27 protein-coding genes are annotated in these 22,203 nt (G+C 71.3%); 15 read left to right on the forward strand and 12 right to left on the reverse strand.

All coding sequences use genetic code 11. The annotated features are described in order from the left end of the window. The gene (locus AB0B98_RS27595) at positions 1 to 423 is read right to left on the reverse strand and encodes a hypothetical protein (RefSeq protein WP_357366417.1); all 423 of its coding nucleotides are present in this window, start codon (positions 421 to 423) and stop codon (positions 1 to 3) included. 134 nt (positions 424 to 557) lie between these two features. On the opposite strand from AB0B98_RS27595, the gene AB0B98_RS27600 reads away from it, so the two are divergent. The 3 genes from AB0B98_RS27600 to AB0B98_RS27610 are packed head-to-tail and all read left to right on the forward strand — an operon-like array spanning position 558 to position 1,832. Next, a complete protein-coding gene (locus tag AB0B98_RS27600; RefSeq protein WP_357281939.1) occupies positions 558 to 896 on the forward strand; it encodes a DUF6158 family protein in 339 nt (112 codons plus the stop codon). Continuing rightward, entirely contained in the window at positions 896 to 1,234 is a 339-nt protein-coding gene (locus AB0B98_RS27605) for a hypothetical protein (protein ID WP_357281941.1), read from the forward strand. Before AB0B98_RS27600 ends, AB0B98_RS27605 begins: the two co-directional genes overlap by 1 nt. 58 nt (positions 1,235 to 1,292) lie before the next feature. Further along, a complete protein-coding gene (locus AB0B98_RS27610) occupies positions 1,293 to 1,832 on the forward strand; it encodes a DUF1360 domain-containing protein (RefSeq protein WP_238670450.1) in 540 nt (179 codons plus the stop codon). A 55-nt stretch (positions 1,833 to 1,887) separates the two neighbouring features. Here the strand turns inward: AB0B98_RS27610 and AB0B98_RS27615 are convergent, their stop codons facing one another. The 5 genes from AB0B98_RS27615 to AB0B98_RS27635 all read right to left on the reverse strand — a co-directional run bounded on the left by AB0B98_RS27615 (position 1,888) and on the right by AB0B98_RS27635 (position 5,427). Continuing rightward, positions 1,888 to 2,082, reverse strand: a complete 195-nt coding sequence (locus tag AB0B98_RS27615; protein WP_196919419.1) for a hypothetical protein — start codon at positions 2,080 to 2,082, stop codon at positions 1,888 to 1,890. A gap of 23 nt (positions 2,083 to 2,105) precedes the next feature. Continuing rightward, on the reverse strand, positions 2,106 to 2,312 hold the full coding sequence (locus AB0B98_RS27620; protein ID WP_238670581.1) for a hypothetical protein: 207 nt from the start codon (positions 2,310 to 2,312) through the stop codon (positions 2,106 to 2,108). A gap of 91 nt (positions 2,313 to 2,403) precedes the next feature. Beyond that, on the reverse strand, positions 2,404 to 3,087 hold the full coding sequence (locus tag AB0B98_RS27625) for an SDR family NAD(P)-dependent oxidoreductase (RefSeq protein WP_238670448.1): 684 nt from the start codon (positions 3,085 to 3,087) through the stop codon (positions 2,404 to 2,406). A 103-nt stretch (positions 3,088 to 3,190) separates the two neighbouring features. After that, on the reverse strand, positions 3,191 to 4,042 hold the full coding sequence (locus tag AB0B98_RS27630) for a helix-turn-helix transcriptional regulator (protein WP_357366532.1): 852 nt from the start codon (positions 4,040 to 4,042) through the stop codon (positions 3,191 to 3,193). 290 nt (positions 4,043 to 4,332) lie between these two features. After that, complete coding sequence (locus tag AB0B98_RS27635; RefSeq protein ID WP_357366420.1) at positions 4,333 to 5,427, reverse strand: 3-deoxy-7-phosphoheptulonate synthase; 1,095 nt, start codon at positions 5,425 to 5,427, stop codon at positions 4,333 to 4,335. Between the two features lie 273 nt (positions 5,428 to 5,700). Between AB0B98_RS27635 and AB0B98_RS27640 the strand changes: the two genes are divergently transcribed. Then, positions 5,701 to 5,919: a hypothetical protein gene (locus AB0B98_RS27640; protein WP_238670446.1), complete on the forward strand. Its 219-nt coding sequence runs from the start codon at positions 5,701 to 5,703 to the stop codon at positions 5,917 to 5,919. Here the strand turns inward: AB0B98_RS27640 and AB0B98_RS27645 are convergent. Beyond that, a complete protein-coding gene (locus AB0B98_RS27645; RefSeq protein WP_357366422.1) occupies positions 5,886 to 6,635 on the reverse strand; it encodes a phosphodiesterase in 750 nt (249 codons plus the stop codon). The two genes, AB0B98_RS27640 and AB0B98_RS27645, sit on opposite strands and share 34 nt — an antisense overlap. 102 nt (positions 6,636 to 6,737) lie before the next feature. Between AB0B98_RS27645 and AB0B98_RS27650 the strand changes: the two genes are divergently transcribed. From AB0B98_RS27650 to AB0B98_RS27665, 4 genes are all read left to right on the forward strand, one after another. Then, positions 6,738 to 8,027: a pitrilysin family protein gene (locus AB0B98_RS27650; protein WP_357281954.1), complete on the forward strand. Its 1,290-nt coding sequence runs from the start codon at positions 6,738 to 6,740 to the stop codon at positions 8,025 to 8,027. Then, a complete protein-coding gene (locus AB0B98_RS27655) occupies positions 8,024 to 9,361 on the forward strand; it encodes a pitrilysin family protein (RefSeq protein WP_238670443.1) in 1,338 nt (445 codons plus the stop codon). Before AB0B98_RS27650 ends, AB0B98_RS27655 begins: the two co-directional genes overlap by 4 nt. 187 nt (positions 9,362 to 9,548) lie before the next feature. Further along, positions 9,549 to 10,574: an aspartate-semialdehyde dehydrogenase gene (locus tag AB0B98_RS27660; protein ID WP_238670442.1), complete on the forward strand. Its 1,026-nt coding sequence runs from the start codon at positions 9,549 to 9,551 to the stop codon at positions 10,572 to 10,574. A 156-nt stretch (positions 10,575 to 10,730) separates the two neighbouring features. Then, positions 10,731 to 11,171 carry a PPOX class F420-dependent oxidoreductase gene (locus tag AB0B98_RS27665; protein WP_357366534.1) on the forward strand — a complete coding sequence of 147 codons (441 nt, stop codon included), beginning with the start codon at positions 10,731 to 10,733 and terminating at the stop codon, positions 11,169 to 11,171. A 15-nt stretch (positions 11,172 to 11,186) separates the two neighbouring features. Here AB0B98_RS27665 and AB0B98_RS27670 read toward each other — a convergent pair whose 3' ends face one another. After that, positions 11,187 to 11,768 (reverse strand): nucleotidyltransferase family protein, encoded by a 582-nt coding sequence (locus AB0B98_RS27670; RefSeq protein ID WP_357366424.1) that lies wholly within the window; start codon positions 11,766 to 11,768, stop codon positions 11,187 to 11,189. Between the two features lie 114 nt (positions 11,769 to 11,882). On the opposite strand from AB0B98_RS27670, the gene AB0B98_RS27675 reads away from it, so the two are divergent. The 7 genes from AB0B98_RS27675 to AB0B98_RS27705 all read left to right on the forward strand — a co-directional run bounded on the left by AB0B98_RS27675 (position 11,883) and on the right by AB0B98_RS27705 (position 18,369). After that, positions 11,883 to 12,566, forward strand: coding sequence for a TMEM175 family protein (locus tag AB0B98_RS27675; RefSeq protein WP_357366425.1), 684 nt, complete (start codon positions 11,883 to 11,885; stop codon positions 12,564 to 12,566). Between the two features lie 73 nt (positions 12,567 to 12,639). Beyond that, a complete protein-coding gene (locus tag AB0B98_RS27680) occupies positions 12,640 to 13,056 on the forward strand; it encodes a CBS domain-containing protein (RefSeq protein ID WP_091405600.1) in 417 nt (138 codons plus the stop codon). 298 nt (positions 13,057 to 13,354) lie between these two features. Continuing rightward, positions 13,355 to 13,726 carry an SCP2 sterol-binding domain-containing protein gene (locus AB0B98_RS27685; protein ID WP_238670438.1) on the forward strand — a complete coding sequence of 124 codons (372 nt, stop codon included), beginning with the start codon at positions 13,355 to 13,357 and terminating at the stop codon, positions 13,724 to 13,726. Next, on the forward strand, positions 13,726 to 15,786 hold the full coding sequence (locus AB0B98_RS27690; RefSeq protein ID WP_357366427.1) for a glycogen debranching N-terminal domain-containing protein: 2,061 nt from the start codon (positions 13,726 to 13,728) through the stop codon (positions 15,784 to 15,786). Before AB0B98_RS27685 ends, AB0B98_RS27690 begins: the two co-directional genes overlap by 1 nt. Positions 15,787 to 15,881: 95 nt before the next feature. Further along, positions 15,882 to 16,634, forward strand: coding sequence for a lysophospholipid acyltransferase family protein (locus AB0B98_RS27695; protein WP_238670436.1), 753 nt, complete (start codon positions 15,882 to 15,884; stop codon positions 16,632 to 16,634). A gap of 141 nt (positions 16,635 to 16,775) precedes the next feature. Beyond that, positions 16,776 to 17,384, forward strand: coding sequence for an isochorismatase family protein (locus tag AB0B98_RS27700; protein WP_357366430.1), 609 nt, complete (start codon positions 16,776 to 16,778; stop codon positions 17,382 to 17,384). A 4-nt stretch (positions 17,385 to 17,388) separates the two neighbouring features. Beyond that, positions 17,389 to 18,369, forward strand: a complete 981-nt coding sequence (locus AB0B98_RS27705; protein WP_357366431.1) for a DJ-1/PfpI family protein — start codon at positions 17,389 to 17,391, stop codon at positions 18,367 to 18,369. On the opposite strand, the gene AB0B98_RS27710 is transcribed toward AB0B98_RS27705, so the two are convergent. The 4 genes from AB0B98_RS27710 to AB0B98_RS27725 all read right to left on the reverse strand — a co-directional run bounded on the left by AB0B98_RS27710 (position 18,251) and on the right by AB0B98_RS27725 (position 22,108). After that, positions 18,251 to 18,973, reverse strand: a complete 723-nt coding sequence (locus tag AB0B98_RS27710) for a hypothetical protein (protein WP_357281974.1) — start codon at positions 18,971 to 18,973, stop codon at positions 18,251 to 18,253. The genes AB0B98_RS27705 and AB0B98_RS27710 overlap by 119 nt on opposite strands. A gap of 72 nt (positions 18,974 to 19,045) precedes the next feature. Continuing rightward, positions 19,046 to 19,759, reverse strand: a complete 714-nt coding sequence (locus AB0B98_RS27715; protein WP_357281976.1) for a response regulator transcription factor — start codon at positions 19,757 to 19,759, stop codon at positions 19,046 to 19,048. After that, a complete protein-coding gene (locus tag AB0B98_RS27720) occupies positions 19,732 to 20,940 on the reverse strand; it encodes a hypothetical protein (RefSeq protein ID WP_357366433.1) in 1,209 nt (402 codons plus the stop codon). Before AB0B98_RS27720 ends, AB0B98_RS27715 begins: the two co-directional genes overlap by 28 nt. After that, a complete protein-coding gene (locus AB0B98_RS27725) occupies positions 20,930 to 22,108 on the reverse strand; it encodes an ATP-binding protein (RefSeq protein ID WP_357366536.1) in 1,179 nt (392 codons plus the stop codon). Before AB0B98_RS27725 ends, AB0B98_RS27720 begins: the two co-directional genes overlap by 11 nt. Positions 22,109 to 22,203 lie beyond the last annotated feature (95 nt).

Raw genomic sequence — 22,203 nt, forward strand, 5'->3', positions numbered from 1 at the left:
TCAGCCGGGATAGTCACCGGGCCGGGCGCCCGGATTGGCGTTCAACCATGACAGGTAGTGGTTGTAGGCGGCCAGGTCGGTGTCCTCGACGACATCGCCGCCGGCCGGCACGCGGGACACCCGCACCGGGCGGCGTACCGCCGGTCGGGACCCGGTGGTGACCGTCGGCGCCGGCTCGACGGCCGGATCCGCAGGCGGAGCATCGGCCTCCACCGCCTTGCGGCGGGCCAGCTTCACCTCACGCCACCAGACGTAGACCACGAAGCCGGCGAAGATCGGCCACTCGACCGCGTACCCCCAGCTCAGGCTGTTGCCGGCGGCGGCCCGGCTGATCTGCCACCAGCCCAGCCCCAAAAAGCCCACGACCAGCACGACCATGGCCACGTGGCGCGCTATCCACGCCGGGGTCCAGAGCCGCCTCATGACATTGAGGGTACCGGGGACGTTACCGGTCTCCGACACCGTGTCGTAGTCGTCGCCCCGCCGGCTTGGTTTGGCAACACCGCGCCTGGGCAATCGTCTAGACGCCAGCCCAAACGAGATCAAGGGGGGCGATCATGACCGGATCGGTACGTGAGGACGGCTTTGCGTCCAGCGGCAGTGCGGATATGAGCCCGGAGCAGCGGGTGCCCGAGTGGGGCGGCGATCAGCTCGACGACCCGGCCGGCGCTCCCGGCCTCGACGGCGACCTGCTCGGCATCGACCCGACGGAGCTGACCGACGAGGACCTGATCCGCGAGATGCACAGCCTGCACCGAACCCGCCTGGACACCCTGCGGCACGCGGCGGACTCCGCACTCGCGAACCACCTCCGGCGCACGGCGGAGCTGGAGACCGAGTACCTGGCCCGACACCCCGGTCGCGAGGTCGACCCCAGCCGCCTGCGGGACGCCTGATGCCGGCGCGCGCCGTGCGCGGTATGTCCGCGCCACCCGAGGTGGTCTTCAGCACGGCCACCGACCCCGACCGTGCCTCGGCCTGGCTGCCGGAGCCGCTGCGCGGCGACGGCAGCCCCGCCGCGGAGATCAGCGGCGAGGAACTGCGTGCCCGCTGGGGCGACGTCGACGCCGACGACTGGTCCGCCGAGATCCGGGTGGAGCCGGCCGATTCCGGTGGCGCCCGGATCCAGCTGGACCTGGCCGACGGGTCCGGCGGGCCCGGCCCGGACCAGCTGGCCGACGAGGCGCTCACCAACCTGGCACGCGAGGTCGCCGACAACCTCCAGGCCGGCTGAGCCGGCCGCGCGGGACACCGTTCCCACACCACCACCACGACACACGTGAGGAGATCGGGTGAGCGACACTGGCCTGCGACACAAGGCGGCCCGGCTGCGCCGGGCGTACGCGCCGCACGAGCACCGGCCGCTCGGCGGCTACCTGGTGGCGATGGGCGCCTACGCCGGGGTGACCGGGGCTCTCGCCGGCCTGGTCAAGGCGACCGGCCGACCGGTGCCGGAGCGTCCCGCGGCGTCCGACGTGGTGCTGCTCTCCATCGCCACGCACAAGCTGAGCCGGTTGCTGTCCAAGGACGCGGTGACCAGCCCGTTGCGGGCGCCGTTCACCCGCTACGACCGTCCGATCGGCAGCGGTGAGGTGATGGAGCAGGTCCGCGACTCGGGCAGCCCCACCCGGCACGCCATCGGCGAGCTGCTGAGCTGCCCGTTCTGCCTGGCGGTCTGGGTGGCTACCGGGCTGACCGGTGGCCTGGTGCTCGCGCCCCGGCTCACCCGCCTGGTCGCGACCGCGCTGACGGCGGTCGCCGCATCCGACTTCCTCCAGATGGCCTACGCGACGGCGCAGCAGGCCGCCGAGGGCGGGCACCAGGACGACTGACGAGCAGGACGCGAAAGGGGGGCCGGCAGACACCGGCCCCCCTTTCGTGTACGCCTCAACGTTGCATGCCGGACCAACCGTGCGGCGACTCCGGCTCCCGTTCGTCCTCGTCCGCCCCGGTGATGATGTCCCGATCCACCGCCGTGCGGTCGTGCTCGTTGGCGAAGTCCGGCTCGGGTGTGGTGTCCCTGCCCTTCGGGGGCTGACCCAGCGCCGGCACCTTCTCGTCGTGGTTCTCGTGGTGCGTCATGTCGGTGTCCCTTCTGCGGTCGCTCAGCCGACCGAACCGCCCAGCAGGTCGCTTACCTCGTCGACCGCGTACTCACCCTCAGGGAGCGCGTTGATGCGGGCGAGCAGCTCCGGCGGGAGTTCGGCAGCCACCGCCTGGCGGTAGATCTCTGCCTGCTCGACCCGCTCCTGCGCCCTGAAGATGCCGTCGAGCAGATCGTCGAGGGCCCGGGTGTCCGGCTCGCCGGTCATGGATGCGTCGTCGGTCACGTCGATCAGCTACCCGGCGCGGAATCGGTCAAACGTCACGCCTGTCGGCCCACGTACCCACGGTGCCGCCTGCTCACCAGGGCAGTTCCCCTGCCTCGTCCTGGAAGGTCCCCGTCGGTCCGCTCGGGCCCAGTGTCGCCAGGCGCACCACCTGGCGGGCGCTCTCCTCCACCGGCCGCCCGATACCGAAGGCGGCGGTCATGTCGGTGGCGGTGGGGCCTGGTTCGAGAGCGTTGAACTTGATGCCCGGCTGGGATTTCGCGTACTGCACGGTCAGCATGGTGGCCGCGGACTTGGACGCCGAATACAGCGCGAGCGGCAGACCGAACTCGGGCCGCTCGGGATTGGTCACCGCCCAGAACGATCCGGCGCTGCTCGAAACGGTGACGACTGTGGGATTGGACGACCTGCGGAGCAGGGGCAGCGCTGCCTCCGTGACGCGCACGATCCCTACCGCGTTCGTGTCGAACGAGCGCAGGGCCGCCGGCCCGTCGAGGTCGGTCTCCAGGATGCCGGCGTTGTGCACGAGGACGTCGAGTCGGCCCTCGGCCGAGTCGATCGTCGCCAACGCGCTGCGCACAGAGGCATCGTTTGTCACATCGAGCTGGACGAACCGCGACCCGAGCGCGGCCGCGGCTTTCTCACCCCGCTCGACATCCCGCGCGCCGATGTAGACCTCGTGCCCCAACGCCAGAAGCTGTCTGGCGGTCTCGAAGCCAATGCCCTTGTTGGCCCCGGTGATCAGTGTGACGGTCATGTTCCGAACGCTAACCACGGCAGGTCGGCGTACCCGGAGCCCTCTTCAGACCGGGGTCTGACAGGACCCCCTCTGATCGCCCGCAACTTGCCACCGGCACATTTCAGGTCCGGGAGGGCTGGGCCGGTCGTGGCTCGCGGCCGGCGGGTAGACCGGCGGAGGCAAGGAGACTCAACTTCTCGGCGTCACCGGACCCGGCGTCGGCGTGGTAGACGACGAGCATCAGGCCATCCGCTCCGCCGATGCTCAGCCGTTCACGATTGAGGGTCAGCTCCCCGACCTGCGGGTGATTGAACCGGATCGGCGTACCGCGCTGTCCGCGTACCTCGTGGCGTGCCCAGAGCTGGCGAAACCTGTCGCTCGCCAATGAGAGCTCTCCGGTGAGCTCGATGAACCGGGGGTCGTCGATGTCGGTGCCCACCGCCTGTCGCAGGTTCGCCACGAAGCACTCAGTGATGTTTTCCCATTCCGGATGCAGCGCCTGCTCGGCGGGGTTCAGGAACAGGTCCCTGAGCTGGTTGCCCCCCGTGACAAGGCCTGGCGAGAGCGCCTGGGCGAGACTGTTCGAGGCCAGGATGTCGAAATACCGGCCCTCGATGAAAGCGGGCTGAACGAGGGAGCCCAGGAGTTTGAGCGCACCCGGCGGAACCGTTTCCCTGCGGGATCGACGTCTGCGCTTTCGAGCGGAATCCGAGACCAGCGTCAGCAGATAGGCAAGGTGCTCCTCGTCGAGCTGCAGAACGCGTGCGATGGACTCGAGCACCTGCACGGACGGATTGCGGTCACGGCCCCGTTCCAAGCGCAGGTAGTAGTCCGCGCTCAGGCCCGCGAGCATGGCGACCTCCTCGCGCCGCAAGCCCGGCACGCGTCGTACACCCCCATGCGGAATGCCGGCCTGCTCCGGTGTCACCAGTGCCCGGCGAGCACTCAGAAAAGCGCCCAGCTCGTTTGACATATCACCCACACATCGATCGTATGACCGGGCAGAACGGTTAGCGGGGGTCCTGTCGCACCCCCGGTCCCGCTGGTAGCCCGCCTACGGACAGCGCCGCCCCCGACCTCGTGAGTCGGGGGCGGCGCTGGTGTCGGTGTGCAGGTCGCCTCTCGGCGAGTGGCACTACGCGGCTCCAGCCGGACGGTATTCCGCGAAGGCTATTTAGGTGAGGCCCGGGGACACTGGACACACCGACATCCCAGTCAACGAGCCGACCCCCGCTCGTGTTCCGCGGGTGGTGGTGTCGGCTGTCACACAGTCGTCGGGAGGGTGGCCCGACGGGCCCGCACGGCCGACGCGAGGTGGTCGAGCACCTCGGCGGTGTCGTCCCAGCCCAGGCAGGCGTCGGTGACCGACCGGCCGTACTCCAGCTCCCGGGTCGGGTCGAGCTCCTGCCGACCGGGCAGCAGGAACGACTCCAGCATCACGCCGGTGATCCCACGCTGGCCGGCGGCCAGTTGGGTGGCCACGTCCGCGGCGACCAGCGGCTGGTTGCGGTGATCCTTGCCGCTGTTGGCGTGACTGGCGTCGATCACCAGCCGCTCCGGCAGGTCGGCGGCGCGGAGCAGGTCGAGTGCCCCGGCGACCGACTCGGCGTCGTAGTTGGGTCGGCCACCCCCACCGCGCAACACGAGGTGCCCGTCGGTGTTACCCCGGGTGTGCATGATCGCCGGGGTGCCGGAGAAGTCGATGCCGGGGAAGACGTGCGGCACCCCGGCGGCGCGGATCGCGTCCACCGCCGTGCCGATGCTGCCGTCCGGGCGGTTCTTCATGCCGATCGGCATGGACAGCCCGGAGGCGAGCTGGCGGTGCACCTGACTCTCCACCGTGCGGGCACCGATCGCGCCCCAGGCCACCGTGTCCGCGATGTACTGCGGGGTGATCGGGTCCAGGAATTCGCAACCCACCGGCAGGCCGAGGCGGAGCACGTCGAGCAGCAGCGCCCGGGCCAGCCGCAGACCGGTGTTGACGTCGCCGCTGCCGTCCAGGCCGGGATCGTTGATCAGACCCTTCCAACCGACAGTGGAACGTGGCTTCTCGAAGTAGACCCGCATGACGATCAGCAGGTCGTCGGCGAGCCGGTCGGCTGCCGTCCGAAGACGCTGCGCGTAGTCCAGGGCGGCGGCCGGGTCATGCACCGAGCAGGGACCGACCACCACCAGCAGGCGGTCGTCCTCGCGGTCCAGCACGCGACCGACAGCGCGGCGGCCGGTCAACACGGCCGACGCGAGCGGGGCGTCCAGGGGCAACTCGTGGTGCAGCAGGGCGGGCGTGGTCAGCGGCACGACACGGTCGATCCGCTGATCGCTGACCCGATCGGTCTCCGGGGTCGTCACGGTGGGCATCCTTCCGCCGACAGTGCCCGGGGCCGGTGCCCGGGACGAGCCGGCTGCTCGTACGCAAAAGGGCAGGAACGACAGCTCCTGCCCAGCCGGCTCGGTCCGTGGTGACGTCAGTTCATGGTGAAGTCACCGGCGTGCGAGCCGGCTGCCTAAACCATCGATAGGAACGCGTCACCGGGCCAGCGTACCCGACCGGGCGCGGTCACCCGTCCCGTCGTCCCAAGATGCGGGGCGAAGATCGCGTGCCGGGGGCGCGGTCGGGGTAACAGGGGTGCCATGACACACGAGCAGAGCGATCAGGACCGGGTGGAGTCCCGCGCGCACCACCTCCTGCCCGAGGAGGAGGCGGTGGGCAGCGACGACCCGGAGGCGCAGGCGGAGGCCATCCTCGCCGAGTCGGACATCCGTGCTGCGGACCAGAACGCCGCACCGGACACGGTGCTGGAGCGTCGTACCTCGGATCAGACAGTGGTGGCTGTCGAACCGCCTGACTGAGCGGTCGCCCCGCGTGCTCGGCGTGACCCCCGGTAGGTCTGGTCGCGCAGCCAGGCCAGCGGACCTGCCACCCGCAGTTCGGGTGGCAGGTTGCGCACCGGGTCGAACGCGAGCGCCGCGTCCTCCTCGGCGCTGAGCTGGGCACCGAGGCTGACCTGCCCGACCAGTCGCCACGGCCCCACCGCCGACGCGACAGCGAGCACCAGGCGCGGAGTGTCCGTCCGGGTCGCGGCGACCGCCGTGGCCAGGCTGCGACCGAGGTCGACCGAGTCGGGGTCGGCTAGCGCGGCCAGCCAGAGGCGGCGCCGACCCGCGCGGTAGCACCTGATCGTGCTGTACGTGCCGGTGAAGCGGCGTCTGGGCAGCGGCAGGTTCCGCAGCCCCGGGGCGGCGCCGCTGGAGCTGACCAGCAGGTCGAACGGCCGGCCGTCGTCGTGGTGCAGGCGCAGCGCGAGGCCCAGGACGTCGGGCCAACTGCCCGGTGTGGGCGTTCCCTTGGAGAGCCGGACGGTGGTCCGGTACCGGCCGGGCTGGTCCAGCAGAGCGACCCCGCTGGGCGGTCCGGGCGTACCCCAGATCACCGTCTCGCCGACGAACGAGCGACCGGCCGGATGCAGCAGTCGGCCACGGCGCAGCCGGCCGAGTGCGGTGCTGGCGCTTTCGACGGCGGTGGCGACCCGGCCGGCGGACCGGGACGGAGGCGGAGTGACGGTCATTGCTCTCCGGTACCCCGCGCGGCGGCTCCGATGCCGCCCGGGTCGGCTCGCCGACCGACGGCACGTCACCTTTCCGCCCCCGAGATCGGATAGCGTCGGGGCATGCCCGACAGCGGTTACCCCTGGCCCATTCAGACGTCCCGACTGGACAACGGCCTGCGCGTGGTGGTGAGTGAGGATCGCACCGCGCCCGCCGTGGCCGTCAACCTCTGGTACGACGTCGGCTCCCGGCACGAGCCGGCCGGGCAGACCGGTTTCGCCCACCTCTTCGAGCACCTGATGTTCGAGGGCTCGGTGAACGTGGCGAAGACCGAGCACATGAAGCTGATTCAGGGCTCCGGCGGCTCGCTCAACGCCACCACCAACCCGGACCGGACAAACTATTTCGAGACGGTCCCGGCCGAGCACCTGGAGCTGGCGCTCTGGTTGGAGGCCGACCGGATGGGCGGCCTGGTCCCCGCCCTCACCCAGGAGACGCTGGACAACCAGCGGGACGTGGTGAAGAACGAGCGCCGGCAGCGCTACGAGAACGTGCCGTACGGCGACGCGTGGCTGCGGTTGCTGCCGCTGCTCTACCCGCCGGGGCACCCCTACCACCACGCGACGATCGGCTCGATGGCCGACCTGAACGCCGCCGACCTGGCCACCTTCCAGGCGTTCCACCGGACCTACTACGCGCCGAACAACGCGGTGCTCACAGTGGTCGGCGACGCGACCGCCTCCGACGTGTTCGCGCTCGCGGACAAGTACTTCGGCGCGCTGCCCGCCCGCGACGACATCCCGCCGGCACCGGACGGCCGCAACGTCCCCGCCACCGGGCAGACGGCCGTCGAGTCGGTGAGCGCCGACGTGCCGGCGCCACGGGTCTACATCGCCCACCGCAGCTACCCGTTCGGCAGCCCGGGATACAACGTGATCACCGTGCTCGCCACCATCCTGGGCAGCGGCCGGGGCAGCCGGCTCTACCAGCGCCTCGCCGACGGCGAGCGGATCGCGCAACCGGACCTGGTCGGGGCGTACGGGGTGGACCTCGCACACGCCCCGGCACCGCTGATCGCCACCGCCACCGCCCGCCCCGGGGTGAGCGCCGAGCGGCTGGCCGAAGGGCTGGCCGAGGTCGTCGACGAGCTGGCCACCGTGCCGGTCACCGCCGCCGAGCTGGACCGGGCCAAGGCGTTGCTCAGCACCGGGTGGTGGCGTCAGCTGTCCACCGTCGACGGCCGCGCGGACCTGCTCGGCCGGTACACCACGCAGTTCGGTGACCCGGCCCGCATCGCCGAGCAGTTGCCGGCCCTGCTCGCGGTCACCGCCGAGCAGATCGCCGAGGCCGCCGCCGACGTGCTCGCCACCGACCGGGTGACCCTGACCTACCTGCCCGAGGAGACCTCATGACGCTGATCGCCGACCGTCCCGGCCCGGGTGCCGCCCGCCCGTACCGGTTCCCGCCGGTGGTCCGCCGCACCGCAGCCGGTGGTCAGGTCGTCGCCGCACACCTGCCGGGGCAGAACCTCGCCGTGGCCCTGCTGCTGCTCGACGTGGGCGCGGGCCAGGAGCCGGTCGGCAAGGAAGGGCTGTCCGGCGTGCTGGCCAAGGCGTTGGAGGAGGGGACCGCGCAGCGGGACGCCGCCGCGTACGCGCTCGCCGTCGAAGGGCTCGGCACCGCTCTGTCGACCGGTCTGGACTGGGACTCGTTCCAGGCCAGCGTGGTGATCCCGGTGGACCGGCTGAGCGCGGCAGTGGAACTGCTCGCCGAGGCGGTCCGGACGCCCAGGCTCGACAGCGCCGACGTACGCCGGGTACGCGACGACGAGGCGACAGCGCTCCGGATGGATTGGGCCAACCCCGGCCCGCGCGCCGACGCCGCGCTGCGCGCCGACCTGTTCGGCGCGCAGAACCGCTGGGGACGCCCGATGCACGGCGACCCGGAGTCGGTAGCCGGGTTGGACGTGGAGGACGTCACGGTCTTCCACTCGGAGTGGTTCCTGCGCCCCGGCACCCTCATCGTCGCCGGTGACCTGGACCGGATCGACCTTGACGCGCTGGCCGCCGCGGCGTTCGCCGGCACCGGTGGTGGCCCCGCCGAGCGGGGCGGCCCGATCGAGGTGCCACTGCACAGCGGTCGCCGGATCATCCTGGTGGACCGGCCCGGCTCGGTGCAGTCCACGCTGCGGCTGGGCCACCCGTCACCACACCGGGCGCACCCCGACCACGTGCCGATGACGCTCGCCGGCACGGTGCTCGGTGGGGCGTTCACCTCCCGACTCAACCACCTGCTGCGGGAGGTGCACGGCTACACCTACGGCATCCGGGGCGACTTCGCCGCGTCGCGGCGGTTCGGTCGGTTCGCGGTCAGTTCCGGAGTGCAGACGGCGGTCACCGCGCCGGCTCTGGTCGAGGCGGTGGGTGAGATCACCCGTACCCAGGCCACCGGGGTGACCGAGGACGAGCTGGAGGTGGCCCGCTCCTGGCGGGCCGGGCAGCTCTCGGTCGAGTTGCAGAGCCCTCGGGCGATCGCCTCCGCGCTGACCACCCTGGTGGTGCACGACCTGCCGGACGACTACCACGCGCGGTTGCGCGAGTCGCTGCTCTCCGCCGACGTGGACCAGGTCTCCGCGGCGGCAGCCACCCACCTGCACCCGGAAGCTCTCACACTGGTCATCGAGGGTGACGCCGCAGTGATCCGCGCCGACCTGGAGGCCACCGCCCTAGGAGATCTCCTCCCCTAGCCCGCCCCCTCGCCCCCCCACCCCCTCGCGCCGTCGATCATGAAGTTGTTGTCACTCGGCACGGCGTGTCGTGGCAATAACTTCATGATCAACGGGAGGAGGGGGTGCGGGGGTGGGGTGTGAGGTGGGACCCGGAGGGTGGGAAAGGGGTCCCGGTTTCGGCGGTGGGGTCGGTAGCCTCGCGGGCATGAGGATCGGCATTGTGGGGGCCACCGGCCAGGTCGGTGGCGTGATGCGGCAGGTGCTGGCGGAGCGGGAGTTCCCAGCGGAGCAGGTGCGGTTGTTCGCCTCGGCGCGGTCCGCCGGACGCACGCTGCCGTGGCGCGACGGCGAGGTGACCGTCGAGGACGCCGCGACCGCTGACTATTCCGAGCTGGACATCGTGCTCTTCTCGGCCGGTAAGGGCACCGCTCGCGAGTTGGCGCCCAGGGTCGCCGCTGCCGGCGCCGTGGTGATCGACAACTCGTCGGCGTTCCGGATGGACCCGCAGGTGCCGCTGGTGGTCGCCGAGGTCAACCCGCACGCCGCACTGGACCGACCCAAGGGCATCATCGCCAACCCGAACTGCACCACGATGGCCGCGATGCCGGTACTGCGTCCGTTGCACGCCGAGGCTGGCCTGGTCGGCCTGGTCGTCTCCACCTACCAGGCGGTCTCCGGCGCCGGGTTGGCCGGCGTCGCCGAGCTGGACGAGCAGGTCCGCAAGGTTGCCGAGCACGCCGCCGGGCTGGCCTTCGACGGGTCGGCAGTCGAGTTCCCCGCGCCCCGCTCGTTCACCCAGCCGATCGCCTTCAACGTCCTCCCGCTGGCCGGTTCGATAGTCGACGACGGCTCGTTCGAGACCGACGAGGAGCAGAAGCTCCGCAACGAGAGCCGCAAGATCCTGGAGATCCCCGACCTGAAGGTCTCCGGCACCTGTGTCCGGGTGCCGGTCTTCACCGGGCACTCGCTCCAGATCAACGCCCGGTTCGCCGGGCCGCTCACTCCGCAGCGCGCCCACGAGCTGTTGGCTGACGCGCCCGGTGTGGCACTGACCGACGTTCCGACGCCGTTGCAGGCCGCCGGCCAGGACCCGACCTATGTGGGCCGGATCCGCGCCGACGAGACCGTCGAGTACGGGCTGGCGCTGTTCTGCTCCAACGACAACCTGCGCAAGGGCGCCGCGTTGAACGCGGTGCAACTCGCCGAGTTGGTCGCCGCCGAGCGCCGCTGACCGGCACGGTCACCCAACCACCGAGCCCGCGCCGTCCGTCGGTGCGGGCTCGGTGGCGTTCCGGGTGGTCGCCCTGCTGTTCCGGGTGGTCGCCCGCGGCGGCCGGCAGGTCGTGCTTGGATGGGTCGGAGACGATCGTCCAACCTGGAGGACACCATGCCGGATGACCGCACCCAGCAGGCGTTGACCGATCTGGTGGACGGCCGCTCGATGGGCGTGCTCGCCACCATCAAGCGGGACGGGCGTCCGCAGTTGTCCACGGTGCTCTACTCCTTCGACCGGGACGCGGGCCTGATCCGGGTCTCGGTCACCGACGGCCGCGCCAAGACCGCCAACCTGCGCCGCGACCCGCGTGCCAGCTTCCACGTCGGCAGTGCGGACGGGTGGGCGTACGCGGTGGTCGAGGGTCGCGCCGAACTGTCCCCGCCGGCCACCGAACTCGGCGACGAGACAGTCGAGGAGTTGGTGGCGCTCTACCGGGGGCTGAGCGGCGAACACCCCGACTGGGACGAGTACCGCCAGGCCATGGTCGACGAGGGACGCATCGTGCTACGCCTGCACGTCGATCGGCTCTACGGCATGCCGCCTCGGGGCTGACCCGCTCGCAGCCGGTCAGCCCGGCTCGATCACTGTCACGCCCTGCCAACGCTGCGCCGGCCGGTGCCGGGCCAACCGCTGCCGCGATTGGGCCACGTCCACCCGGGCCGGGTTGTGCCGCCACACCCCACCCAGCAGATCCGTCAGGCCGTACGGGGCGCAGACCTTGAGCCGACCGGCGGGGTCCAGCCGGACGGCCACCGCCGTCGCGTACTCCGGCCAGGTGGCGACCGCTTCGGCCACGCTCCGGTACGGCTCGATCGGGTCGCCGCCGAACGTGGCCGCGTACCAGGTGTGCACCGCCGCCTGGTTGCGCGCCTGCCACGGCGGCTGTGGCCACAGCCCCGCCAGCCGGGCGGTGGCCCGGTCGTCGTCGACGCGGCTCAGCCTCGCCGGGTCGAAGAAGACCACGTCCACGTCGCGGACCCGAGCCGGGTCGAACCCGTCGCCGTACCGCTCGCCCCAGACCAGGTCGCGCAGTGCGCCCGCGCCGATCCAGGCGTCCGGCAGCCCGGAGTCCCGCACCACAGTCAGCGCCCGGGTCAGCCAATTGTTGCCGGCGACCAGTTCCCGCAGTTCCTCCTCGCCCGTCATCATCCGCCCACGGTAGGCAGCGGAGTCGACGCGCGCCGCCGGTGGGCGGGTGTGCCGCCCGTCGACGGGTATACCGCGGCACTTCGCCGTTGCGGGACGTCGGGGAGGGGGTGGGCGATGGGAGCCGGCACGAGCAGCGAAGGGACGGGCCCTGCTGGCCCGACCCTGCGGCGGGAAACCTCCCGGCTGCTGTCGTTCAGCGACGGGGTCTTCGCCATCATCATCACGCTGCTGGTGCTCGACCTCCAGCCGCCTCGGGTCGGCCGCGGTCAGCTTCTGCACGCGCTGGTCGAGCAGTGGCCGGCGTATCTCGCCTATGTCACGTCGTACGTGTACGTGGCGGTGGGCTGGCTGAACCACCGAGCCGCCTTCAATCGGGTGGTGAACAGCGGAAAGGCCCTCCAGTGGTACAACCTCGCAGTGCTGTTCAGCACCGCTTTGCTGCCGTTCGCCACCTCGGTCGTCTCGCAGGCCATGCGGGACGGCGACAAGGCGGACCAGCGCACCGGCGTGGTCGTCTACGGTCTGGTCGGCGTGCTGGTCTCGGTGAGCTGGCTGGGGCTGTACCACTACCTCGCTCGGCACCACGATCTGCTGGACCAGACGGTGCCGCAGCGGTTCTTCCCGGCCGAACGGGCCCGGGCCGCGATCGGTCTCCTGGGGTACGCGCTGGCGATCCTGGTCGGATTCCTGACCGGCCCGCTGTTCGCGTTGGTGATCTTCCTGCTGCTGCCGGCGTTCTACAGCCTGACCAGCAGCGGTCTCTACGAACTGCGACGCCTGCGACACCCACGCGGATAGGCCGGGGCCGTCGGCGTTACCCGCTCCCGGGCGGCGGGTAGACGGGCCGTGCCGACACCGAGAGGGGAGCACCATGACAACGGTCGGAGAGTTCATGACGACCCGGTTGGTGACGATGGACGGCAACGACACGCTCATCGCAGCCGCGCAGGAGATGCGTGACAGCGCGATCGGCGATGTGGTGGTGACCGACGGCGACAGCGTGGTCGGCATCGTCACGGACCGGGACATCACGGTCCGCGGTGTCGCGGAGAACATGGACCCGGGTTCGACCCGGTTGAGCCAGATCACCACTCGCGACGTGATCACGGTGAGTCAGTACGACGATGCCGTGGCCGCCGCGGACCTGATGCGGACGTACGCCGTACGCCGACTTCCGGTGATCGACGACGGGCGCCTGATCGGCCTGGTGTCGATGGGTGACCTCGCGGTCGAGCGCGAACCGCAGTCGGTCCTGGCCGACATCAGCGCCGACGACCCGAACAACTGACCCGTCCGCCGCGGCACGCGCCGGCTCTCCCGTCCGGGAGGGCCGGCGCTGTGGCGTCCCCACCCCCCTGGTTGATCAAGAAGTTTGCGTCACGACACTCCGAAGACGGTGACGCAAACCTCTTGATCACCGGCGTCGAGGCGGGGGTAGGGGGAGGGGCCGGGGGTTCACCCGAATTGGGCGAGGTTGAGCGGGGGAGCGGCGGGGACCCGTGCGGGGACGTGCAACGCCGGCCGTCCGTGCGACGCGAGCGCGGTGGGTGGGATCCCCGGTCCGGCAACTGGGAGGAGTGGACCCGATGGTGGACGCGACCACGAGGTTCTTCGAGGACCTGGACCGGCGGGGGTACGAACCCCTGCTGGCCAAGACCTCCGGGACGCTGCGGATCGACCTGCACGAGGGGGCGCAGACCCGGCACTGGCTGCTGCGGATCGACCACGGTCGACTGAACGTCAGTCAGGAGGACCAGGAGGCCGACACGGTGATCGGGGCGAGCCCGGTCCTCTTCGACGACATCGCCTCGGGGCGCGAGCACGGCCTGGCCGCGCTGTTGCGGGGGGACATGACGGTGGCCGGTGACGCTCGTCTCGTCGTACAGGTGGAGCGGATCTTTCCGGGTTCCCCGGACGCCCGCGGGCCGCGTCGACGATTCGCCGGGGAGGTGCACTGATGGGGCAGAGCAACACGATCCGGATCCTGGACGGCAACACGTTCGTCGTCTGTGAGGACACCGGTGACATCGAGGCGACGCCGAGCGAACCCACCGGACTCTTCTCCATCGACACCCGGTTCCTGTCGACCTGGGTGCTGACCGTCAACGGCGAGCGACTCAACTCGCTCTCCTACGACGACCTGCAGTACTTCGAGTCGCGATTCTTCCTGGTCCCGGGGATGGCCACGCACTACGTGGACGCGAAGCTGTCGATCATCCGGGAGCGCACAGTGGGCGGCAGCTTCTGTGAGCAGTTGACCATCCTCAACCACGACGAGAAGCCGGTCGACCTGGAAGTGCGGATGGACGCGGCGTCGGACTTCGCCGACCTGTTCCAGGTCAAGGACGAGATCCTGAACAAGAAGGGCGAGATCTACACCGAGGTGGAGTCGGACCGGCTGCGGCTGGGGTACCGGCGGGGGAACTTCCGGCGGGAGACGGTCATCTCGTCGTCGATGTCGGCCCGGTACGACAGCAAGGGCTTCGTTTACACGGTGCACCTGGAGCCCAACGAGCAGTGGGACGCCTCGATCGACGTCCAGACCCACGCGGTCGGGCCCGGCGGCCGGGATCTGCGGTTCGGGCTGCGCATGCACGGCACCGAGCGGCTCGCCCTCCAGCACGACCTGGAGAAGTGGATCGCCGACGCACCGAAGGTCAACAGCGAGCACGGCCGGGTGGCCAGCACGTACCGGCGCAGTCTGATCGACCTGGCGGCGCTGCGCTTCTCGCCGCTGTCGCTGGGCGGCGCCACCCTGCCCGCCGCCGGTCTGCCCTGGTTCATGACCATGTTCGGCCGGGACAGCATCCTCACCTGCCTGCAGACACTGCCGTTCACCCCGCAGTTGTCGAAGACGACGCTGCGCATCCTGGCGTCCCTGCAGGGCAGCCGGTTCGACGACTTCCGGGACGAGGATCCGGGGCGCATCCTGCACGAGATGCGCTACGGCGAGACCGCGGCCTTCGAGGAGCAGCCACACTCGCCGTACTACGGCTCGGTCGACGCGACGCCGCTGTTCATCGTGCTGCTCGACGAGTATGAGCGGTGGAGCGGGGACGTGGCGCTGGTCAAGGAGTTGGAGCAGGAGTCCCGGGCGGCGCTGAGGTGGATCGACAACTACGCCGACCTGGTCGGCACCGGCTACATCTGGTACGAGCGACGCAACACCGACACCGGCTTGGAGAACCAGTGCTGGAAGGACTCCTGGGACTCGATCTCCTACTCCGACGGCACGCTGCCACCGTTCCCACGGGCCACCTGCGAGGTGCAGGGGTACGCGTACGACGCGAAGATCCGCGCGGCCCGACTGGCGCGGGAGTTCTGGGGTGACCCGGAGTTCGCCGACCAGTTGGAGCGGGAGGCGGCAGAGCTGAAGGAGCGGTTCAACCGGGACTGGTGGGTGGACGACGGCGAGTACTTCGCCCTGGCCCTGGACCCGGACGGCCGGCAGTGCGACATCCTCAGCTCCAACATCGGCCACCTGCTGTGGAGTGGCATCGTCGAACCTGAGCGGGCGGAGAAGCTCGCCGCGCACCTGGTCGGGCCGCGGCTCTTCTCCGGCTGGGGGGTGCGCACCCTCGCCGAGGGGGAGGCCCGCTACAACCCCATCGGCTATCACAACGGCACGATCTGGCCGTTCGACAACTCGTTCATCGCCTGGGGCCTGCGCCGCTACGGCTTCGCCGAGGAGGCCGCGACCATCGCCAACGGCATCCTGGACGCGGCCACGTACTTCGACGGCCGGTTGCCGGAGGCGTTCGGCGGCTATCCGCGAGAGCTGACCAAGTTCCCGGTTGAGTATCCGACGGCGTGCAGTCCGCAGGCTTGGTCGACCGGTACGCCGCTGTTGCTGCTGCGCACCATGCTCGGTCTGGAGCCGCACGAGGGTCACCTGGCGGTCGAGCCACGGCTGCCGGTGGGGATGGGTCGCATCGAGGTGCTGGACATCCCCGGTCGTTGGGGCCGGGTGGACGCGTTCGCCCGGGGTCGACTGGACCTGGACAATCTCGGCGACTGACCGATTGGGCCGCCGAGCCGGCGGTGGCGCGCCACCCGCGTCGCCGCCGGTTCTCCACCCAGCCGATCCCCAGCCGGTCAGGGTAGATTCTGCGAATGCCGGAGCTCGTGTACCCGCCCGTTATCGCCGCCGCCAAGACGCTGTTCCGGGTCCTCGACCTGAAGATCACCATTGAGGGCGCCCACCACGTACCCCGCACGGGCGGGGCGGTGCTGGCCAGCAACCACGTCAGCTACCTCGACTTCATCTTCGCCGGTCTGGGCGCGAACGCGTCGGGCCGGCTGGTCCGCTTCATGGCCAAGGATTCGGTCTTCACGCACAAGATCTCCGGCCCGCTGATGCGCGGGATGCGGCACATTCCGGTGGACCGGCAGGCCGGCGCGGCCTCGTTCCGGGCTGCCGTGGGCGCGCTAAAGCGGGGCGAGGTCGTCGGCGTCTTCCCCGAGGCGACGATCAGCCGGTCGTTCACCGTCAAGGAGCTCAAGAGCGGCACGGTGCGGATGGCACGCTCGGCGAAGGTGCCGGTGCTGCCTGTCGCGTTGTGGGGCACCCAGCGCCTCTGGACCAAGGGCCGCCCGCGCACTCTGACCCGTCGGCACACGCCGATCACCATCCTGATCGGCGAGCCGATCAACCCGGCGGACTTCCCGGACCCGAACGTGCTGGCGGCCGAGCTGACCACCCGCCTCAGCGCCCTCGTCGAGCGGGCGCAACGGGATTATCCGGACACCCCCGCCGGCCCGGACGACACCTGGTGGCAGCCCGCGCACCTGGGCGGCAGCGCGCCCACACCGGAGGAGGCCGCCGCTCTGGACGCCGCCGCCGAACAGCGCGCGCCCAGCGCCTGACGGTGAAGGCGTGTGTCGAAGTCCTCGGCCCGCCGCAGGCCGCCCAGGGGCTTCGGCACACGCCCTGGTTGGCCGGATCGTTCCGCATCCGGTCAGGATGGTGTCTGCCGGCGCGAACGCCGTCCGACCAGGATCGACGTCATGAGCAGAGCAGCACTCGTCGTGATCGACGTGCAGGAATCCTTCCGTCAGCGCCCGATCTGGGCGTACGGCTCCAACCCCGACATGATCAGCCAGGTCGACCGCCTGGTGACCGCCGCCCGGGACCGCGGCGACCTTGTGGTCTGGGTCCTGCACTCCGAGCCCGGCACTGGCGGGTTGTTCGACCCCGCCCTCGGGTACGTCAGGCTGATCGACGGTCTGGTCCCCGCCGACGGTGAGCCGACGCTGGTCAAGACCGCGCACAACGCCTTCACCACGACGAACCTCCAGCAACTGCTCACCCAGGCGGGCATCACCGACCTCACCGTCTGTGGCATCCGCACCGAGCAGTGCGTGGAGACCACCGCCCGGGTCGGCGCGGACCTCGGCTATCGGATGACAGTCGTCACCGACGCCACGCTGACCTTTCCCATCCCACACCGGGACCTGCCGGAGACCGCCACCGTCGAGGAGATCCTCGCCGACCCGCGCACCCTGACGAACGAGGAGATCGTGACCCGCACCGAGTACGCGCTGGCTGGCCGCTTCGCGACCATCCGAACAGTGGACGAGGTCACCGGCGCGACCCTCACCGGCAGCCGGGGCTGACGCCGTGACCCGGGTCAGCTTCCTGCTGGTCCCACAGCTGCATCTGCTGGACCTCGCCGGGCCGGCCCAGGTCTTCTCCAGCGCCGCCGACCTCGGGTACGACTATCAGCTGCACTACGTCGCGGAGCGCGAGCAGGTGCCCACAGTGCAGGGCGTACCGCTGGTGGCCGACACCCGGTGGCCGGAGCTGGCCCCGGACGACCTGGTGATCGTGCCCGGTTGGCGGCCGGCGGCGCACGGGCCGCAGGGACCGGTGTCGTCCGGCGACCTGCGACGGCTCGCCGAGCACCACGCGGCCGGTGGCACCGTGGCCAGTGTCTGCGCCGGTGCGTACGCGCTAGGGCGGGCCGGGCTGCTCGACGGCCGACGCTGCACCACCCACCACGAGGTGCAGGACGACCTGGCCCGCCGGCATCCGGCGGCCCAGGTCGTCCGCGATGTGCTGTACGTGGTGGACGACCGGGTGGTCACCTCGGCGGGCATCGCCAGCGGCATCGACGTGGCGTTGCACCTGGTGGCGACCCGGCACGGCCCGGCGACCGCCGCGAAGATCGCCCGCACGCTTGTCGTCTACGCCCGCCGCAACGGGCACGAGCCGCAGGCCAGCGCGTTGATGCGGCACCGCTCACACCTGTCCGATTCGGTGCACCGGGTGCAGGATCTGATCGACAGCCGGTACGCCGAGCCCCTGCCGCTGGCCGAACTGGCCGCCGCCGGCGGTGTGGCCGAACGAACCCTGACCCGGCTCTTCCGGGCGAGCACCGGCCTGACCCCGCTCGGCTACCAGCAGCTGCTCCGGGTGGAGCGGGCCGAGCACCTGATCGGGCATGGCACCACAGTGGAAGCAGCCGCCCGGACTGTCGGTTTCACCGATGCCCGGATGCTGCGCCGCCTGCGAGCCCGCCCCACGAGGTCGGATCCGGTCTTGATCGGTAGTAGTCGTCCCGGGAGTGGAACTCCACCGGCAACGAGCCGGGCAGCGTGATCCGGGTGTCGCCGGCGAGCAGGCCGGGGCCGGCCCGCAGCAGCAGCACGTCGCGCTCCTGGGCCGAGAGGTCGACAAGTTGTGGACGGTTGAGCCGGAACATGGCAACCGCCCGGCGAACCTGCCGAGCCAGCGCCACGACCTCGGCGGTCGTTCCGCTGAGGGCCAACGCCGGCTGCTGAATGGTGCGCAGCGCGTCGCAGACGATCAGCAACTGCGCCGGGGCGTCCGGCGCGCTCGTCGGCAGCTCCAACCGGGACGGCCACTGCCAGCGGATCTGACCGCTCATCAGGCCGTTCAGTCGAGCCGGCGGCCGGGCCCGGTGCGTGCCGTCGGCGACCAGCGACAGCTGTGAGCCACTGCCCACCCAGCAGATCCGCTGGTCGGTGACGGTCACCGCGACCGGCTCGGGCAACTGCCAACGGCGTCGCACCTCGCTCGGCCCGAGCAGGTAGCCCGCGACCAGCAGCCGGTGTCGCCCGAGCAACCGCTCGCCGGGCGTCGGGCGCAGGTTGTAGCGGCGGTCCAGGGTCGGGCCCACGTCGTCGTCGGGGGCGTCGAACCGGTGGGGACCGATGAAGAAGGGGGACGCGTCGGCGTGCATCGTCACGACCTTCCGGTCAGCTGGCTGTGTCCTGAAGCCTTCCGGACCGCAGCGCCCCTGTCATGACGCCTGTTAGGGGGTCGGCCGGTCGTGTGTCGCCTGTGACCGGTAGATGCCGATCTCCTCCGGGCGGACGAGACCGTCCTCGATCGCACGGGCGAGTAGTGCCGCCTTTGTGGCGGCTGGTCGCCCCGCCCGGGTGTACTTGATCCGCGCCCGGTCGACGTACTGCTTCACGGTGTGCTCGCTGATCTGCATCCGCCGGGCCACCGACGCCTTGGACATCGACTGGAACCAGAGCAGCAGCGCCTCACGCTCCTTGTCGGACAACATCGGCCGGTCCGGCCGTGGGTCGCCGACCATCGCACCGGCCAGCGCCGGCGGCACGTACGGGCGGTCGCTCGCGGCGGCCAGCACCGTTTCCACGCAGTGTTCCCGGCCCTCGTGCTTGGCGAGGAACGCCACCGCCCCGGCGTCCAGCGCGGCGAGCATCGTCTGCGGGTCGGTGTGCTCCGAATAGACCACCACCCGCCGCCCGGCGGCGCTCAGCTCGGCCAACTTGTCCAATGCCATCCGCCCGTGCAGTCGCAGATCGAGCAGGATGACGTCAGCGCCCGGCGCCGCCCGCAGCACCGCGTCCGGGTCGTCGCCGGTGGCGAGCACCGTCAGGCGAGGCTCGGTGGCGAGCCAGGCGCGGACCCCCTCGACCACCACCGGATGGTCGTCGACGATCGCCACCCCGACCGGTCGATCGCCGGTCACCGCCGCCACCGGGTCTGCGCCCATCTGATGTTCCCGTCCCGTTCGTAGAGGTACTGCACCGGCCCGTCGTCGTGCTCCCCGGGAGGCGGGCCGGTCGACTCCGGCCCCTCCCGGTCCGGTGTGACAAGGCTGACCACCACCTCGTCCGGGCCGGAGACCACTGTCAGGCGCGCCCATCCCCGGGCGTCGGCGAGGGTGCTGGTGAGCGGGTCGGCCAGCCGGCGGCGGACCCCCACCGGCAGCGGCGGCGGGGTGCCGATGGTGACCAGGTCGATCGGAAGGCCGTTGCGTTCCGCCACGTCGGCGGCGGCTCGCAACTCGTGCAACAGCGGGTCGGGCACATCGTCGGACTCGGCGATCAGCCGGCGCAGCCGGGCGGCGGCCAGCATGCACAGGCGCTGCACCTCCGGGTCGTCCGGGTCGGCCTGGCCGGCGGCCAGGTCCCCGAGGACCCGCCCGGCCGCCGAGCTGACCAGGGCGAGCCGGTCCCGGCGTTCCCGAAGGCCCCGTTCGGCGGCATCCCGCTCCGCCGCCATCGCGTGACCGGCGGCCGAGACGGCGGCCCGTTCCCGAGCCAGGCCGACGATGACGGTGCTGCCCACGAAGACCGCCACCGGCAGGGAGAACGTGCCGTAGACGTACATCACGTAGCGGGCCACGTCGGCGGGGTCGGGGCCGTGCCCGAGCACGGCGACCAGGGCGATCAACGCGTGGGTGCTGAGGAGCGCGATCAGCCCCACGACGCGCCGACCCCACACCGCCAGCACGAAGAACCAGCCGAGCGTGCCCCACACCCAGTTGGCGGCGGTGAACAACTGCCGCTCACCTGCCGCGGCGAAGACGGCCGCGTCGACGACCAGCAGCAGCCCGGCCAGCGGCCATGGCGGCAGCGGCGAGCCTCGCAGCAGCCGTACGCCGGCCACCGCGCCGGTCACGGCGACCAGTATCCAGGCGCCGAGCACCACCGCCGGCGCGGCGAACTCCGCACGGGCGGACAGCACCGCCGGCAGCGCGATCGCGACGTGCCAGGCCAACGCGATGGCGACGGCGGCGATCCGGGCACCCCGGTCGGACGCGTGCGCCACGGCGGCCGGAGCGGCGAGCGCCGCGGGAGAGTCCGGCTCCCGGGGCGTCGGAACGCTGGTCCGTCTCGGTGTCTCCGGCGCGTCGGTGGGGTGCGCCGGGGCGTTCAGGTCAGCCGACACCGGGCCACTCCAGCCGAATCCGGGTGCCCGAACCGACGGCCGAGTGCACGTCGGCCCGGCCACCGACAGTGGCCATCCGGCCACGGATCGACTCGCGCAACCCGTACCGGTGCGGGGGGACTGTGGCCAGGTCGAAGCCGGGACCGTCGTCGGCGACCTCGACCACGACGCCGATGGCGTCGCGGTTCAGCCGCAGCGTGACCCCGGCGCCGGGCGCGTGCCGGACCACGTTGGACAGCGCCGCGTAGGCGCTCTCGCTGATCGCGTCTGCCACGCCAACCGGGACGGCACAGGAGGCCAGGTCCAGTCGTACCTCAAGCTCGGGTAGCCGGCCGACCACCAACCGCAACCGCCCGTCGAGCGGCACCGGGCCGTCACCGGCCACCGGGCCGACGTCGCTGAGCGTGACGAGGGTACGCAGGTCGGCCGCGCAACGGTCCCGGAAGACGGCAGAAGGCCCAGCCACCGCGCCCAGCCCCACCATGGTCAGCGTCCCGAGCACCGTGTCGTGCAGGTCGCGGTTCTGCTGGCGTTCGGCCTCGCGGGCGGCGCGCGCGACCAACGCCTCCCGGGTCAGCCGCTGGTGTTCGACGAAGGCGCGGTCCGCCCGACCGATGCGTCGGCGCATGACCGCCGCCATCATCGCCGTGCAGGCGGTCTGCGCCAGTAGCGTGGCCGCGTGCGCCCGAGCCTCGGTGGGGTTGCCGGCGGCCTGCGCCCCGGTCACGTAGGTGGCTATCACGAGTAGCCCGGCCGGGATCGACCAGCGTGCCGAGGTCGTGGCCTGGGTGTTGATCACCGTGGTGCTGGCCAGCACGGCGATCCAACTGCCCTCGCCGGGCAGCACCTCGGGCGCCACCAACACCGGGATGAGCAGGCAGGTCAGCGCGGTGACCGCCACGTCGCCGCCGACGAGGACGGGGCCGATGCCGTGGCGCAACGCGCGGTGTGCGTACCAGAGGGACCAGCCGGTCAGCACTGCCACAGCGGGCAGCAGCACCGCCTGCCGCACCGGCGGGGTCTGCACCGACACGGCCACCGCCGCGCCGAACAGCCCGCAGCTCAGCCGCAGCAGCGCTGGCAACGTGGTGAAGATGAGGCCCAGGGCCCCGCCGGCCGGATTGTCCAGCGTGGGCGGCGGCACGGTTGGAGTGGCAACGGCCGGCATCGGGAAGTGTCCTTCCGACAACGACCCGGTCCGGGTCCACACGGCGTAGATCGACATCGGACAATAGCATGGCGGACCGTGGCGGGGTGATCCTT

The organism is Micromonospora sp. NPDC048947 (assembly GCF_040649495.1).
Taxonomy (GTDB): Bacteria; Actinomycetota; Actinomycetes; order Mycobacteriales; family Micromonosporaceae; genus Micromonospora; species Micromonospora alfalfae.

Bases quoted from the DNA above. Each gene is read 5' to 3' on its own strand.
- AB0B98_RS27595 (WP_357366417.1), bottom strand. From the start codon at position 423: ATGAGGCGGCTCTGGACCCCGGCGTGGATAGCGCGCCACGTGGCCATG.
- AB0B98_RS27600 (WP_357281939.1), top strand. From the start codon at position 558: ATGACCGGATCGGTACGTGAGGACGGCTTTGCGTCCAGCGGCAGTGCG.
- AB0B98_RS27605 (WP_357281941.1), top strand. From the start codon at position 896: ATGCCGGCGCGCGCCGTGCGCGGTATGTCCGCGCCACCCGAGGTGGTC.
- AB0B98_RS27615 (WP_196919419.1), bottom strand. From the start codon at position 2,082: ATGACGCACCACGAGAACCACGACGAGAAGGTGCCGGCGCTGGGTCAG.
- AB0B98_RS27620 (WP_238670581.1), bottom strand. From the start codon at position 2,312: ATGACCGGCGAGCCGGACACCCGGGCCCTCGACGATCTGCTCGACGGC.
- AB0B98_RS27625 (WP_238670448.1), bottom strand. From the start codon at position 3,087: ATGACCGTCACACTGATCACCGGGGCCAACAAGGGCATTGGCTTCGAG.
- AB0B98_RS27630 (WP_357366532.1), bottom strand. From the start codon at position 4,042: ATGTCAAACGAGCTGGGCGCTTTTCTGAGTGCTCGCCGGGCACTGGTG.
- AB0B98_RS27635 (WP_357366420.1), bottom strand. From the start codon at position 5,427: ATGCCCACCGTGACGACCCCGGAGACCGATCGGGTCAGCGATCAGCGG.
- AB0B98_RS27640 (WP_238670446.1), top strand. From the start codon at position 5,701: ATGACACACGAGCAGAGCGATCAGGACCGGGTGGAGTCCCGCGCGCAC.
- AB0B98_RS27645 (WP_357366422.1), bottom strand. From the start codon at position 6,635: ATGACCGTCACTCCGCCTCCGTCCCGGTCCGCCGGCCGGGTCGCCACC.
- AB0B98_RS27650 (WP_357281954.1), top strand. From the start codon at position 6,738: ATGCCCGACAGCGGTTACCCCTGGCCCATTCAGACGTCCCGACTGGAC.
- AB0B98_RS27655 (WP_238670443.1), top strand. From the start codon at position 8,024: ATGACGCTGATCGCCGACCGTCCCGGCCCGGGTGCCGCCCGCCCGTAC.
- AB0B98_RS27660 (WP_238670442.1), top strand. From the start codon at position 9,549: ATGAGGATCGGCATTGTGGGGGCCACCGGCCAGGTCGGTGGCGTGATG.
- AB0B98_RS27665 (WP_357366534.1), top strand. From the start codon at position 10,731: ATGCCGGATGACCGCACCCAGCAGGCGTTGACCGATCTGGTGGACGGC.
- AB0B98_RS27670 (WP_357366424.1), bottom strand. From the start codon at position 11,768: ATGATGACGGGCGAGGAGGAACTGCGGGAACTGGTCGCCGGCAACAAT.
- AB0B98_RS27675 (WP_357366425.1), top strand. From the start codon at position 11,883: ATGGGAGCCGGCACGAGCAGCGAAGGGACGGGCCCTGCTGGCCCGACC.
- AB0B98_RS27680 (WP_091405600.1), top strand. From the start codon at position 12,640: ATGACAACGGTCGGAGAGTTCATGACGACCCGGTTGGTGACGATGGAC.
- AB0B98_RS27685 (WP_238670438.1), top strand. From the start codon at position 13,355: ATGGTGGACGCGACCACGAGGTTCTTCGAGGACCTGGACCGGCGGGGG.
- AB0B98_RS27690 (WP_357366427.1), top strand. From the start codon at position 13,726: ATGGGGCAGAGCAACACGATCCGGATCCTGGACGGCAACACGTTCGTC.
- AB0B98_RS27695 (WP_238670436.1), top strand. From the start codon at position 15,882: ATGCCGGAGCTCGTGTACCCGCCCGTTATCGCCGCCGCCAAGACGCTG.
- AB0B98_RS27700 (WP_357366430.1), top strand. From the start codon at position 16,776: ATGAGCAGAGCAGCACTCGTCGTGATCGACGTGCAGGAATCCTTCCGT.
- AB0B98_RS27710 (WP_357281974.1), bottom strand. From the start codon at position 18,973: ATGCACGCCGACGCGTCCCCCTTCTTCATCGGTCCCCACCGGTTCGAC.
- AB0B98_RS27715 (WP_357281976.1), bottom strand. From the start codon at position 19,759: ATGGGCGCAGACCCGGTGGCGGCGGTGACCGGCGATCGACCGGTCGGG.
- AB0B98_RS27725 (WP_357366536.1), bottom strand. From the start codon at position 22,108: ATGCCGGCCGTTGCCACTCCAACCGTGCCGCCGCCCACGCTGGACAAT.